At 48.0% G+C, this 13,428-nt stretch carries 13 protein-coding genes; 11 read left to right on the top strand and 2 right to left on the bottom strand.

Annotation, left to right across the window (positions count from 1 at the left end; genetic code table 11):
• The first annotated feature begins 54 nt into the window (after positions 1-54).
• The 3 genes from B2633_RS01315 (at position 55) to B2633_RS01325 (ending at position 1,649) form a co-directional block, all read left to right on the top strand.
• The gene (locus tag B2633_RS01315; RefSeq protein WP_483168744.1) at positions 55-441 is read left to right on the top strand and encodes an iron chaperone; all 387 of its coding nucleotides are present in this window, start codon (positions 55-57) and stop codon (positions 439-441) included.
• A 277-nt stretch (positions 442-718) separates the two neighbouring features.
• Positions 719-1,261: a helix-turn-helix transcriptional regulator gene (locus B2633_RS01320; RefSeq protein ID WP_483168745.1), complete on the top strand. Its 543-nt coding sequence runs from the start codon at positions 719-721 to the stop codon at positions 1,259-1,261.
• Between the two features lie 13 nt (positions 1,262-1,274).
• Complete coding sequence (locus B2633_RS01325; protein WP_483168747.1) at positions 1,275-1,649, top strand: DUF4180 domain-containing protein; 375 nt, start codon at positions 1,275-1,277, stop codon at positions 1,647-1,649.
• A 193-nt stretch (positions 1,650-1,842) separates the two neighbouring features.
• Here B2633_RS01325 and B2633_RS01330 read toward each other — a convergent pair whose 3' ends face one another.
• Together B2633_RS01330 and B2633_RS01335 are read right to left on the bottom strand one after the other, a co-directional pair.
• The gene (locus B2633_RS01330) at positions 1,843-2,151 is read right to left on the bottom strand and encodes a ferritin family protein (RefSeq protein WP_481038898.1); all 309 of its coding nucleotides are present in this window, start codon (positions 2,149-2,151) and stop codon (positions 1,843-1,845) included.
• A gap of 537 nt (positions 2,152-2,688) precedes the next feature.
• A complete protein-coding gene (locus B2633_RS01335) occupies positions 2,689-3,051 on the bottom strand; it encodes a TSUP family transporter (protein ID WP_483168748.1) in 363 nt (120 codons plus the stop codon).
• A 598-nt stretch (positions 3,052-3,649) separates the two neighbouring features.
• Here B2633_RS01335 and B2633_RS01340 point away from each other — a divergent pair.
• From B2633_RS01340 to pstB, 8 genes are all read left to right on the top strand, one after another.
• Complete coding sequence (locus B2633_RS01340; RefSeq protein WP_483168749.1) at positions 3,650-6,283, top strand: PEP/pyruvate-binding domain-containing protein; 2,634 nt, start codon at positions 3,650-3,652, stop codon at positions 6,281-6,283.
• 279 nt (positions 6,284-6,562) lie between these two features.
• Entirely contained in the window at positions 6,563-7,021 is a 459-nt protein-coding gene (locus tag B2633_RS01345; protein WP_483168750.1) for a hypothetical protein, read from the top strand.
• 349 nt (positions 7,022-7,370) lie between these two features.
• A complete protein-coding gene (locus B2633_RS01350) occupies positions 7,371-8,072 on the top strand; it encodes a response regulator (RefSeq protein WP_481038905.1) in 702 nt (233 codons plus the stop codon).
• Entirely contained in the window at positions 8,065-9,828 is a 1,764-nt protein-coding gene (gene pnpS, locus B2633_RS01355) for a two-component system histidine kinase PnpS (RefSeq protein WP_483168751.1), read from the top strand. Before B2633_RS01350 ends, pnpS begins: the two co-directional genes overlap by 8 nt.
• Positions 9,829-9,975: 147 nt before the next feature.
• Positions 9,976-10,839, top strand: a complete 864-nt coding sequence (locus tag B2633_RS01360) for a phosphate ABC transporter substrate-binding protein (RefSeq protein WP_483168752.1) — start codon at positions 9,976-9,978, stop codon at positions 10,837-10,839.
• Positions 10,840-10,927: 88 nt separating this feature from the next.
• Positions 10,928-11,815 (top strand): phosphate ABC transporter permease subunit PstC, encoded by an 888-nt coding sequence (pstC, locus tag B2633_RS01365; RefSeq protein WP_481043164.1) that lies wholly within the window; start codon positions 10,928-10,930, stop codon positions 11,813-11,815.
• Complete coding sequence (pstA, locus tag B2633_RS01370) at positions 11,802-12,638, top strand: phosphate ABC transporter permease PstA (RefSeq protein WP_481038911.1); 837 nt, start codon at positions 11,802-11,804, stop codon at positions 12,636-12,638. Before pstC ends, pstA begins: the two co-directional genes overlap by 14 nt.
• A 15-nt stretch (positions 12,639-12,653) precedes the next feature.
• Positions 12,654-13,415: a phosphate ABC transporter ATP-binding protein PstB gene (pstB, locus tag B2633_RS01375; RefSeq protein ID WP_481043166.1), complete on the top strand. Its 762-nt coding sequence runs from the start codon at positions 12,654-12,656 to the stop codon at positions 13,413-13,415.
• Positions 13,416-13,428: the final 13 nt, after the last annotated feature.

The raw sequence follows: 13,428 nt of genomic DNA on the forward strand, positions 1-13,428 counted from the left end.
GCTGGGTTTGATTAATGGTATTATAGCATCAAAGCGAAACCGGAGGTATCACTGATGGAAACAAACCAGGCGACAGTAAAATCTGTGGATGAATACATTGCGAATTTTCCTGCTGATATTCAAGATATCCTGCAAAAGCTGAGAAAGGTGATAAAAGAGGCAGCACCTGGCGCCACAGAAAAGATAAGCTATCAAATGCCCGCCTATGATTTGTTCGGGAATCTGGTTTATTTTGCGGTCCACAAAAAGCATATCGGGTTTTATCCAACTCCCAGCGCAATCGAGGCATTTAAGAAGGAATTATCAGAATATAAAGGGTCTAAAGGCGCGGTACAGTTTCCTCTGGGCCAACCACTGCCTGATGAGCTTATCAAAAGGATAGTGAAGTTCAGAGTTGCTGAAAATGAGGGAAAAGCGGAAGGTAAATTGAAAAAGAAGTAGGCGTATGTGCCAGGGCATAAACCCCATATTAGGATCATCCAACTTAATCATTTGTTAAAATATCTTATCCAGACATACCTCTTCCTTTCTGGGCATGTGCTCGAGCTGCCCCCGGCAATCTTTTTCAATGATTTTGTCTCCTTCATAATTCTTGTATCCTTAATTAGTATTTCCCTGACCCTTAGGAGCATTCTTAAAACCATTTGACACCCCTTATAACATATGTTAAATATAACCTATGGTGTTCAGGAATTGTAAGGCTGAAACGGAGGATAACATGGCCATCAAATATGCCATCCTGGGCCTGTTAAGCTGGCAGCCCTTTACTGGATATGACTTGAAAAAGGTATTTATGGATTCTACAGTTTTTTATTGGTCAGGCAATAATAATCAGATCTATCGGACTCTGGTTCAGCTGCACAATGAAGGGTTGGTTACTAACGAGATCCACTATCAGAAGTCTCTCCCCGCTAAGAAGGTATATTCTATAACCGGGGAAGGGACCAAAGCACTGCAGGCCTGGGTATCTGCAAACCCGGAGCCGCCTGAGCTGCGCAATAAGTTCCTTATTCAATTGGCCTGGGCAGATCAGTTGAGTAATGAGGAGATCAACACCCTCTTGGAGCGGTATGAAGAGGAATTGAAGCTGCGGCTGCTCATGCATAAAGAAAAAGAGCGGCGGGGGAGGGCGGCCCCCAGGAGAACCCCCCGGGAAGAATATTTGTGGAACATGATATCCGAAAATATCAGCGCAAAATTTGAAAGCGAATTGAATTGGGTAGGACAGTTAAAGCACGATTTGAGTAATTGGAAAGATTGAAGGAGAGATTGATGTGGACTATCGAGTAAATCATGAGGGTGAAAGAAAGTTTATCGAGGTTATCCCGGGCAGTGATGGTGTGGAGGATGCCCAGGATGCGTTGGAGTTAGTGGTTATATGTCACGAAAATGATACCAATCTGGTCATGTTATATGAGGATAATCTGAGCCCGGACTTCTTTCACCTCAAGAGCGGTGTAGCCGGGGACATTCTTCAGAAGCTGGTGAATTATCACATTAAAACCGCGCTGGTGATGGATACAGACCGGATAGGGGAAGGCCGGTTCAAAGAGATGATGCTCGAGGCCAACCAAGGCAGTCATTTCCGGGTGTTTGATAATAAAATGCATGCTGCGGCCTGGCTGGCAAGACCGCAGCCACAACAGTGATGGACGTAAAATTGGAGATACTTGTAATTCCCCATGGCGCGGCATCAGCCATGCCGCCCGAGAGTGACTGTCGCTACAATTGGTGTCATCTTCGGCACAACCGGCATAGGACCCGGACTTTTAAAACGTGCCAAACCGCAACAGACAACTGCCAAGGAGCAGATTCTCTGCTCCTTCATTAATCAAGATCCGGTTATTTCTGTTTTAGCTTTTCGATCTCTTCTTCTACTTCTTCAGCGCCTTCCTTATAAAATGCCTCTTCGTCGGGAGCGAGTTCCTTCAATAATCGCAGGAATTCTCCGGCATGTATCCGCTCCTCGTCGGCGATGTCTTTCAATACAGCGATAGCCAGCTGATTATCAGTTGACTCGGCCAGCTGCATATAGAGTTGAATGGCCTCATATTCAGCGGCTACCATAAAACGAATAGCCCTTATCAACTCGGCTTCAGTCAGCTTGCGATCCCTGGCGTTACCCGAAAACGAGTTTCCGAAATCCGGCATAATAATCACTCCAATTCATTTAGTACTGTTTTTAAAACCGCTACCTAAGGCACTGGCTATACTAAAAAAGCCTGCTTGTCAGGTTTGGAACCAAGGGAGTTATGACTTCAGGTTATGTTTATTATATCCCAGACGATCCTTATAATTATAAATAATCAAAAATAATGAATTTCATTTAGTGATATTAATAATCTCAGCTTTTTAATATTAGATCATCGGTTTGGATACGATTAATAATGACAGGGGAATATTATGCGCATTTGCTCAATACGGAGTAACCATGGTCGTGTACAGGGCCTTAGCGATCTTCGGGATTATGACGAGAATAACGGGCTGTTTTAGAGGTTGAATCCAAATATCGGGAAATCCGCTGAGCAAGAAGCGTTGTTTTTATCGTATAAACAAGCGTTTATAAAAGAGACTAAAATAATGTAGAATAATGTAAAAATAAGATACAGAGAGATAAGCATAAGTTTAGAGCTTCATATATATCACATAAGATCCATTACTGCCGTTTTTTCATGGATTAGTCCGTTTTCACTTGTCGAAGAACATTTTCAATGCGACCAGAAACAGGGCTACGGCAAAAATCTTTTGCAGAATGTGGTTAGGCAATCCCACCGCTATTTTGCCTCCCAGCAGACCACCTATGAAAAATCCGATGACGATTAGACCTGCAATTCTCAGATCAACCAACCCCCGGGTGTAATATGTCCAGGCTGCCAATAGTCCTACCGGGGGTATCATTAGCGCCAGGGTGGTGCCCTGCGCTTGTTGCTGAGTCAATCCGAATATAAGTACCAGGGCCGGCACAATGATAATACCTCCGCCAATCCCGATGAGGCCGCTTAAAATGCCGGCCAATAATCCTAAAATTATGTAGGGCAGAATGTCGGGCATCCATTTCTCACTCCTTTGAAACTGCTTATTGCCCCGGTCGTGCAGATGACCATAGATTCTATTTGACTGTACAATAGGAAAGCCTGTGGCGCAACATCAATTGGCCTCCGGATCGATGTTGTCCTTTTTGAGCCTAACAAATGTAATGCGCTCACCCTGAAATGGTTGGCCCTGGCCGGATGAAAAGCTTCCCACGAGGTTATATTGTCCCAAGACATCAATAAAGACTCAGCATGAATTTATTCAATTGATTATGTCTGACAGGCCGGGAGCTTCATCGATAACAAGGCTATAACTCTTGACAAGCGCCAAAGATCTCCGGCTTAAGCGGATAGGCCAGGGAGCGGACTTAAACGGCACTACAATAGCTGCGGAATCAAGGCAACACCTTGTTGAATTTAGGCCTTGTTCACGAGGCCTCCATTGCATCCAGTATTCTTAAGGCCCAACCCCACCCACAAAGCATTTAGCGTGCTATAATTGATGCAAATATACCTGACTCACAGGTAAATATAATGAAGTTGGAGCAATGCAGTTCCTTGATCCCCCAGGGATTTTTGAATTGGATTGCTTTTTCTGCTTAGAAAGGAGAATGGCTATGAATTGGGGATTTGATCGTGCCTCTACTGGCATATCGGGCTTGGATATGATTCTTGACGGACTGCGCTGGGGAGATAACGTGGTATGGCAGGTTGAGGATATAAAAGAGTATCAGAATATGGTGATTCCTTTGGTGGAAGCAGCCAAAGCCAAAAATATAACCGTGGTATATCTGCGTTTTGGCCAGCATGCTCCGCTGCTCCCCTCTGACCCCAAAATCAAAGAGTATCAGCTGGATGCCAATATGGGGTTCGAGTCCTTTTCGAGCCGGGTACACACTATAGCCACTCAAGAAGGCGAAAGGGTTTATTATGTATTTGACAGTCTTACCGATCTGCTCTCCGCCTGGGTCACAGATCTTATGATAGGCAATTTTTTCAGGGTGACCTGTCCATATCTATTCAAATTAAACACCATCGCCTATTTCGCGCTGATCAAGAACCGCAACTCTTATGCCACCATTGCCCGTATACGGGAGACCACGCAGCTTTTGCTGGATATCTTCCGCTTTGAGGACCATATTTACATCCATCCACTCAAGGTTTGGAACCGCTACTCACCAACCATGTTCTTACCGCATATCTCTCAGGGCAATAGCTTTGTGCCGATTACCAGCAGCGCTGAGACTGCCCAGTATCTTTCGCGCTTCCAATTGCAGGGACCCGGCAACGTAGAACGCAAGATCGATTACTGGGATCGGATTTTCCTCAATGTGCAAAACCTGTTGGAGGAAAAAAACCGGACAGCGGCCGATTATTGCGAAAAGGAAAAAGCCATGGTGGAGAAGCTATGCCGCATGCTCTTGGGCCGGGATGAGCGCATCTTGAGCCTTGCCCGCAGGTATTTTTCTCTGGAGGATTTCCTGGAGATGCGCAATCGTCTGGTGGGTTCCGGTTTTATCGGCGGTAAAGCCGTAGGAATGCTTTTGGCCAGCAAGATATTGGAAAAGGATTCGGACATCGACTGGTCCAACTATTTGGAGCCTCATGATTCATTCTATATCGGATCGGACGTTTACTATACTTACCTGGTAGAAAACAATTGCTGGGAGCTTCGCCAGCAGCAAAGATTACCGGAAAATTATTTCACCCTGGCCGAACCCTTGAAAGATCGAATTATCAACGGCACTATGCCTGAAGTCGTTAATGATCAGTTTAAGCAGCTGCTCGACTATTTTGGCCAATCGCCTATCATTGTACGCTCCAGCAGCCTGCTGGAAGACGGCTTCGGCAACGCTTTCGCCGGCAAATATGAGAGCGTGTTCTGCGTCAATCAAGGCAATCCTCAGGAACGCTATCTTAATTTTGAGAAGGCCGTGAAATCTATATACGCCAGCACCATGAACCAGGATGCCTTAGCCTATCGACTACTGCGGGGCATGGCCGACAGTGATGAGCAGATGGCTCTGCTGGTGCAGCGGGTGTCGGGCTCACTGCGGTCGCACTATTTCTTTCCCGACCTGGCCGGGGTGGCTATGTCTCATAACTCTTATACCTGGCGGGAAGATATGGACCCGCAGGCCGGCATGGTACGCCTGGTGCTCGGATTAGGGACTCGGGCGGTAGACAGAGTCGATGACGATTATCCCCGTATTCTGGCTTTAGATAAGCCCATCCTGCGCCCCGATTCTAATCCGGCAGATACCAGTCACTATTCGCAGCGCAAAGCCGACGTGCTTGATATACAAAACAACGTTCTCACCACCATTGATCTCTCGCAGATAGTGAAGATGAAATCAGAATTGCCCTGGTGGAAGACGGTGGCCACTCCTGACCATGATATAATATACCGCTTCAGGCAGATGGGCAGAATTGCTCCCGAAGCATGGATACTCTCTTTTGAAGGTTTTCTCAAAGGGGCTTTCCCCCAATTGATGCGCACCCTGCTGCAAACCCTGGAGGGAGCCTATTCTAATCCGGTTGATACAGAATTCACGGTTAATTTCGACAGGAAAGGGGGATTCCGCATCAGCCTTTTGCAGTGCCGCCCCCTGCAAACCATCAAGAATCAGGACGACCGCCTATTGAACCTCGACTACAAGGCAGAAGACCTCTTATTCGCCACCCGCGGCAATACCATGGGACCCGGCCAGCAGCAGAAGCTGGAACGAATATTATATGTAAAACCGGACGCCTATCACCGCCTCAGCGTCAACGATAAATATCAGGCCGCCCGCCTGGTGGGGCGCTTGAATCGCTTGTTCAAAGAGCGCGACGACAGTTCCTACCTGCTCATCGGTCCCGGGCGTTGGGGAACCACCACCCCTTCGCTGGGAATCCCGGTAACTTTCGCGGAAATCTGCAATGCCGTGGTTCTGGTTGAAGTGGCTCAGGATGAAGGGGGATTTATGCCCGATCTTTCCTTCGGCACTCATTTCTTCCAGGACCTGGTAGAGACCGGAATATTTTATGTCGCGCTTTTCCCGGGGAAGGAAAATACTATTTTCAACCCCGCTCAACTTGATCCGGGCTACAATATATTGGCCCATTATTTGCCCGACCCGGGCAGATGGGAACAGGTTATTCAGGTCTTTGAGCTGGCAGCAATGGGTAAAGAATTATGGCTTCAAGCTGATATAAAAAACCTGCAAACGCTGTGTTTTTTCCGCCCAGCGACACCCGGGCAAGTTTGACCCCGGATTCTGTTGTGAAAAGGTCGTTAAGCTGTATGAAAAGTCCCGAAATTACGATTTAATTTTCTAAAGTGGAGAGGAACGAGTTATTCCGGTCAACAGGCTAGCCTCCGCCCCAAATAAAAGCCGAAAATCGGCTGTAAGTGGGTCGGCTGAAAACCCACAGAATAGTTTTCACGCCGTCTGTCGTCTTTTTGACGGCCTTTGGTAGTCTCTAGGAGAATGCGGATATTAACGGCCTGACTGAGGGACAATAGGAAAAACACAGGGAGTTATTTGATGAAGATTAATCGCTCACCCACCATAGCTATGCTATGGTCGTTATGTCTTCCGGGTTTTGGGCAGTTTTACAACCGGGATTATATTATTGGCTTGGTTCTGGTCACCCTGGAATTAATGATAAATGTTAAGGCTAATCTAAACCTTGCCATCTTGTACTCCTTCAGAGGCCAAATTGCTTTGGCCATTCAGACCGTGGACTATCAATGGCTGCTTTTTTATCCCTGCATTTATTCATATTCGATGTGGCAAGCTTATAATCAGGCTTTAGAAACCAACCGGTTTGACGGGGAGAACGAGAAAGACCGTTTCCAGTTGCGTTATAATAGTCATTTTATCGGAGCAGCCATGGGCGGAACCCTGGGGATCATATATTTAGATCAAATTGGACCGGTATTTGGAGGATTTCTGGGTTTGGCAATAGGAGTTGCGATTGGATCCTGGTTGAAAAGATTGTAATTTAATAAATGATTTTCTGCATGGATTCAAGGCAGCGGTAAAATATTGAGGTTTGTATTCAATCAGGGCGGGATACGTTATTAACCGAGGACAAAGGAGGAAGCCATAGGAATAGTGCTTCCTCCTTTATGCTGTTGGCGAAGCTTATCACCCCAGCTCTGACGTACTGATATCTCGGCCTGATCCCCCGGCATTTTAACCCCGGATGAGTTAAAATAATATAAGACGGCAGCAATATTAGGGAAAATATCCTTAATTCAGCAACTTGTTGTAAATGCCCAAAATATAGCATAATGAATACAAGCGAATTAGTTGATGGCCCAATCACACCATAATTGGAGTTGAGCGTATGGAAAAAATATTGGTAGTGGATGACGAAGAAGCCCTGGTGCGGCTGATTACATACAACTTGAACAAAGCCGGCTTTGAAACCGTTGCGGCCTTTGACGGCGACCAGGCCTGGCACCTTATCAACACGGAGCAGCCTGACCTCATCATTCTCGATTTAATGCTGCCCGGCAAAGACGGGCTGGAAATCTGCCGGGAAATACGCCGGGCCAACCTGCAGACACCCATAATCATGCTCACTGCCCGGGATGATGAAATTGATCGGGTTCTGGGTCTGGAAATGGGGGCCGATGATTATGTGACCAAACCCTTTAGTGTGCGGGAATTGACCGCCCGGGTCAAGGCGGTCTTACGCAGGAGAGGGGGCAGGGCTGAGGCCGAAGCAACTCCGGCCAGCATCACCATCGGCAGCTTTGAGATCAGACCCGAACAATATGAGATTTACCACCACGGACAGCGTCTGATTTTGACGCTTAAAGAGTACGAGCTGCTTTCGCTTTTTCTCAAGAACCGGGGGCGGGTTATGAAACGGGAATACCTTCTTCAAGTGCTGTGGGATTCTCCGGCCGGAGTATCATCCCGGGTTCTGGATGTTCAGGTCAGCAAGCTGCGCGACAAAATAGAAACAGACAGCAACCAGCCTAAATTTATTAAAACCGTGCGCGGAGTTGGCTATAAATTTGAGGAAAACGACGATGAATAAGAGCTATCACCGCAAGCTGTTCGCGGCTTTCCTCGCCACCATTCTAGTATTGCTGGTCTTGCTTTCCGGACTTGGTTACTTTCAATTCACAACCTATTATCTGCACAACCTCGAATCCAGGCTGGCCAAAGAGGCTTATCTGACGGCCGATATGGCCAGATACCGGACTCAGGCGGACGGCGTAAAACGCAGCTATCAGGATATATGTCTGACTGCTGCCAGGGATGCCCTGACCCGGGTCACTATCATTGATTCCCAGGGGATCGTCCTGGGTGATTCAGAGGTATCTCCAGGCCAACTTGACAACCACAGCAGCCGCCCCGAAGTCTATGCCGCCCTGCATGGGGAAACCGGGGTAGAAATTCGCTACAGCGACACCCTGGACATGAATATGCTCTATGTCGCGGTGCCTTTTTCCGATGGTGAAAACAGCGGCGCTGTACGCATGGCGATGCCCCTGGCTGATCTGCAGGATATCTACAAAAACGCCCTGCTAGGAATATTGGGGATCGGATTGGGCTGTGGAATACTGGCATTGATATTGAGTTTTTTAGTCATCCCGTATTTTTCCCGGCCTATCCTGGAGATTGCTGCGGCTGTCCAGGACATGGCGGGGGGCAATTATTCACGCCGCATATCTGTACACAGCGATGATGAACTGGGGGTACTGGCCCATGCTTTCAATAACATGGGCCAGCATATTGAACAAAACCTGCATCAAATTTCGGAAGTTAAAAATCGCCTGGAAGCGATTTTAAGCAATACGGTTAACGGCATTATGCTTATCGGTCATGACGGGCGCTTGATTTATGCCAATCCTGCTGCTGTTGCGCTGTTGGGATTGGGAGAGGATTTTATAGGCCGTAACTATACTGAGTCCATCGCCGCCTATGAACTGCTCTGCATGATAGACGAAGCCAAAGTAAGCCTTCAGTCGATTAAGCGCAGTATTGTGCTGCACACCAGAGGGGGAAACATAGCTGAAGCCAATGTGGTGCCAATAATAAATAATGGCGTATCCAGTCAGGACATACTGTTAGTGTTGAATGACATCACTGAAATGAAGCGTCTGGAACAGGTGCGCAAAGATTTTGTGGCCAATGTATCTCACGAGTTGAAGACCCCGGTTTCGGCCATCAGCGGTTTTGCAGAGACTCTATTGGATGAGGGCATTTCAGACCAGTTCAATGCGGTTGAGTTTACTCGCATTATTTATGATGAAGCCCAGCGTTTAACCCATTTAATCAATAGCTTATTGACTTTGTCCAAATTAGAGTCGGAACCGGTCAGCCTGAATATGCAAATAATAGACCTCAACAGTTTGATGGCGACAACGGCGGCCAGGATGAATAATCTGGCCGGACTAAAAAACATAACGATCAATTATTATGATCGCGGAGAGGCGGCTAATCTAAAAAGTGACCCGGAGCTTATCGAACAGATTATGATCAACCTGCTGGACAATGCCATTAAATACAGCTCCGAGGGGAACATTATCGAATTAATCCTGGAGGAATCTGCTGACAGAGTCATTATCAAGGTTAAAGATCATGGTACCGGCATTCCCGCAGCAGAGCTCCCCCGTATTTTCGAACGGTTCTACCGGGTCGATAAGGCCCGTTCCCGGAAAACCGGAGGATCCGGGCTGGGATTGGCGATCGTCAAGCATTTGGTGGAAAACCTCCATGGTCAGATAGCGGTAGAGAGCACCATAGGCACAGGCACCGTCTTTTCGGTAACCTTATTCAAGCAGTAACTTCTACAAAAAACATTTTCTGGTGCCGTTTACACAATCTTTACATAAGAATTACCCTGGCGAGATGTAAGGTCCGATTATCCTTTACAATGATCGTTTATCCTATTAATGATAAAAGTAAGGCATTATAAAAGGAGGAACGTATTCATGAGATTATCGAGAGTAAAGAAAGTCGGCACTGTATTTTTTGCGGGATTATTAATGTTTGGCGCTTTGGCAACTGCCGGATGCGGAAAGCAAGAAGCTTCTGCCCCCCCCCAGCAGCCGACTCCTGCCCTTAGCGGCACCTTGACAGTGGCTGGTTCTACTTCGGTTCAACCTTTCAGCGATTTGCTTGCCGAAGAATTTATGGCTGCCAATAAAGAGGTACAGATCAACGTACAGGGAGGCGGCTCCAGTGTGGGCATTGAATCTGCGGTCTCAGGAGCTGCGGGTATAGGCGCGGTTTCCCGGTCGGTAACCAGTGAAGAAAAGGCCAAAGGCCTGGTGGACACTATCATTGCCCTGGACGGCATCGCCATAGTGGTACACCCCAGCAATGCCATTTCTTCAATAAGCACCGCTGACGTAATGAACATCTACCTGGGCAATATCAAGAACTGGAAGCAGCTGGGCGGCCTTGACGCACCCATCACCGTAGTCACCAGAGAAGATGGTTCGGGAACCAGGGAGGCCTTCACTAGCCTGGTTATGAACAAAAAAGACATAATCAGCACCGCCATCGTGCAGAATTCCACCGGAGCGGTTAGAACCACTGTGGCCGGCGACAAGAATGCCATCGGTTATGTATCGTTGTCCAGCCTCAACCAGGAAGTCAAAGCTCTGCAGGTGGACGAAATTGCAGCCAACGAAACCAATGTGAAGAATGGCACCTATAAACTGCAAAGGCCTTTCATCTATGTGACCAAAGGCGAACCCAGCGGATTGGCCAAGGCCTTTATCGACTACGTTCTAAGCCCGCAGGGACAACAATTGATAGTTGAAGAAGGCGCCATCACTGTAAGCAAATAAGATGAGTAGACCTATCATCTCCTCATCAAGCGAATTACCCATTAAATCCGGCGGCAGCCCAGCCGCCGGTAAGCTTATAGGAGGAGCTATGAACAGGCTATACGGAGGCGCAGAAGCCCGCTACAATGAGATATTTATCGAGAAAGCCCTGTTCGTGAGCGCCGCCCTCTTTATTATCATAATCGCCATTATAACCCTGTTTATATTTAGCAAAGGACTGCCGGTCTTTTTGAAGGTAGGGTGGGCAGATTTTTTGTTTAATACCGATTGGCGTCCCACCAAAGGTATATTTGGAATTGGGGCAATGGTGGTGGGTTCTTTGGCCGTGACTCTGTCCGCCATGATATGGTCGGTTCCCCTGGGGTTGGCCACGGCGGTTTTCATGGCCGAAATCGCACCCCGCCACATAGGCCAGCTGCTAGGCAGTCTGGTGGAACTATTGGCCGGAATACCCTCAGTTGTCTATGGCTTCGTAGGGCTCTTGGTGGTAGTGCCCTTTATTCGTGAACATATGGGCGGAAACGGCATGAGCGTTTTAGCCGGTGCTATCGTGTTGGGGATTATGATTCTGCCCACAGTGGTAAACATCTCCCGGGATGCTATACAGGCGGTTCCCCGTGAATATACCGAAGGTTCGCTGGCATTGGGAGCTTCTCATTATCAAACCATAGCCAAGGTTATTATTCCGGCGGCTCGTTCAGGGATCATTACCGCTGTTGTGCTGGGTATGGGACGGGCTATAGGCGAAACCATGGCGGTGGTGATGGTAACAGGCAATTCAAGTATTGTGCCGGCCAGCATCCTGGCTCCGGTGAGAACCATGACCAGCAATATAGTATTGGAGATGGGCTATGCCAGCGGTGATCATCAAGCTGCACTTTTTTCAACCGGGATGGTATTGTTTATTTTTATCGTGGTCTTGAACCTAATTGTCAACCGGGTGGCTAAGGCAGGTGACATCAATGGCAAGAAATAGATGGCAGGATCGCATCATCACCGCGGCCTTCTGGTCAGCAGGGATAATAATAGTAGCGATATTGGCCGGTATCATCGGCTACGTGGCGTTCAAAGGCATCTCCAGTATCAGCCTGGATTTCATCCTGGAGCCTCCCCGCAGGGCGGGCCGGGCGGGGGGAATATCCACCACCATCGTCAGCACAGTCTACCTGACGGCATTGTCTTTGTTGCTTGCGGTGCCGGTAGGAGTAGGAAGCTCCATTTATTTGCAGGAATATACCCCCAACCATAGTAAATTTGCCCGCCTGGTGAACCTGACCGCGGAGACTCTGTCCGGTATTCCCTCGATAGTATTCGGCTTATTTGGGTTTGTATTTTTTGTTATATTCCTGGATTTGGGCTGGTCCATACTATCGGGCAGCCTGACCCTGGCTATAATGATCCTGCCCACCATCACCCGCACCGCTCAAGAAGCCATACTGGCGGTAGCTCAGGAATACCGGGAGAACAGTCTGGCTCTGGGGGCGACCCGTTGGCAGACGGTGAGCAGAGTTATACTGCCTGCGGCGATGCCGGGCATCGTAACCGGTATCATCTTATCCATCGGCAGAGCGGTGGGTGAAACCGCAGCCATCATTCTCACCGCCGGCAGTTCTCTGGGGATGCCATTAGCTCCTACAGATCCGGCCAGAACCATGTCGGTTCATTTATATATAATGGCCATGGAGGGGATTTCAACCGAAAGGGCCTTTGGCACCGCTTTATTACTGGTAATTTTAATAATAATAATAAACTTTCTGGCCAATCTCAGCCTGAAGAGATTCAGCCAGGCGGTGCGCTAAACAGGGAGGAATATGATGGATGCCCAACTTAAAATGAGAAGTGAGAACCTGAATGTGTTCTATCAAGATTATCAGGCCCTCCACGGAATTAATATGAATATCGAGGCCAACCGGGTCACCGCCCTTATCGGCCCCAGCGGCTGCGGAAAATCCACTTTTCTGCGCACCCTGAATCGATTGAACGATCTCCTGGAAGGAACTACTATCGGCGGTCAGGTTTACTTAGACGAAATTCCTATATATGATAAAGACGTCGATGTGGTAGGTTTGAGAAAACGGGTCGGGATGGTTTTCCAAAAACCCTCGGTTTTTCCTATGTCAGTATATGAGAATGTAGCCTATGGCCCCAGGATACATGGCGTCAAGAACCGGAGTCAGCTGGATGAGATCGTGGAAAAAAGCCTGCGGGCCGCCAACCTATGGGATGAAATGGGGAGTCGGCTTAATTCGCCGGCAGCGCGAATGTCGGGAGGCCAGCAACAGCGTCTGGTGATTGCCCGGGTGCTGGCGGTCGACCCCGAAGTTATCCTGATGGATGAGCCGGCCTCGGCTCTGGATCCCATTTCTACCGCCAAACTTGAAGAACTGATCGCAGAACTCAAGAATAACTATACCATTGTAATCGTGACCCACAATATGCAGCAAGCGGCGCGGGTGTCTGATTATACCGGTTTTTTCTTGAATGGCTCTTTAATAGAATTCAATCGTACCAGGGAATTGTTTGTCAATCCGGTTAATAAAAAGACAGAAGACTATATTACCGGCCGATTCGGTTAAATTTCATGCTTTG

Origin of the sequence: Syntrophomonas sp. UBA1041, assembly GCF_002316705.1 — a bacterium.
GTDB lineage: Bacteria > Bacillota > Syntrophomonadia > Syntrophomonadales > Syntrophomonadaceae > DTU019.

Excerpts from the sequence above, each read along its gene's own strand:
- pstA (WP_481038911.1), top strand. The coding sequence starts at position 11,802 with ATGGCAAGAAATAGATGGCAGGATCGCATCATCACCGCGGCCTTCTGG.
- B2633_RS01315 (WP_483168744.1), top strand. The coding sequence starts at position 55 with ATGGAAACAAACCAGGCGACAGTAAAATCTGTGGATGAATACATTGCG.
- pnpS (WP_483168751.1), top strand. The coding sequence starts at position 8,065 with ATGAATAAGAGCTATCACCGCAAGCTGTTCGCGGCTTTCCTCGCCACC.
- B2633_RS01360 (WP_483168752.1), top strand. The coding sequence starts at position 9,976 with ATGAGATTATCGAGAGTAAAGAAAGTCGGCACTGTATTTTTTGCGGGA.
- B2633_RS01330 (WP_481038898.1), bottom strand. The coding sequence starts at position 2,151 with ATGCCGGATTTCGGAAACTCGTTTTCGGGTAACGCCAGGGATCGCAAG.
- B2633_RS01350 (WP_481038905.1), top strand. The coding sequence starts at position 7,371 with ATGGAAAAAATATTGGTAGTGGATGACGAAGAAGCCCTGGTGCGGCTG.
- B2633_RS01320 (WP_483168745.1), top strand. The coding sequence starts at position 719 with ATGGCCATCAAATATGCCATCCTGGGCCTGTTAAGCTGGCAGCCCTTT.
- pstC (WP_481043164.1), top strand. The coding sequence starts at position 10,928 with ATGAACAGGCTATACGGAGGCGCAGAAGCCCGCTACAATGAGATATTT.
- B2633_RS01340 (WP_483168749.1), top strand. The coding sequence starts at position 3,650 with ATGAATTGGGGATTTGATCGTGCCTCTACTGGCATATCGGGCTTGGAT.
- pstB (WP_481043166.1), top strand. The coding sequence starts at position 12,654 with ATGGATGCCCAACTTAAAATGAGAAGTGAGAACCTGAATGTGTTCTAT.
- B2633_RS01345 (WP_483168750.1), top strand. The coding sequence starts at position 6,563 with ATGAAGATTAATCGCTCACCCACCATAGCTATGCTATGGTCGTTATGT.
- B2633_RS01335 (WP_483168748.1), bottom strand. The coding sequence starts at position 3,051 with ATGCCCGACATTCTGCCCTACATAATTTTAGGATTATTGGCCGGCATT.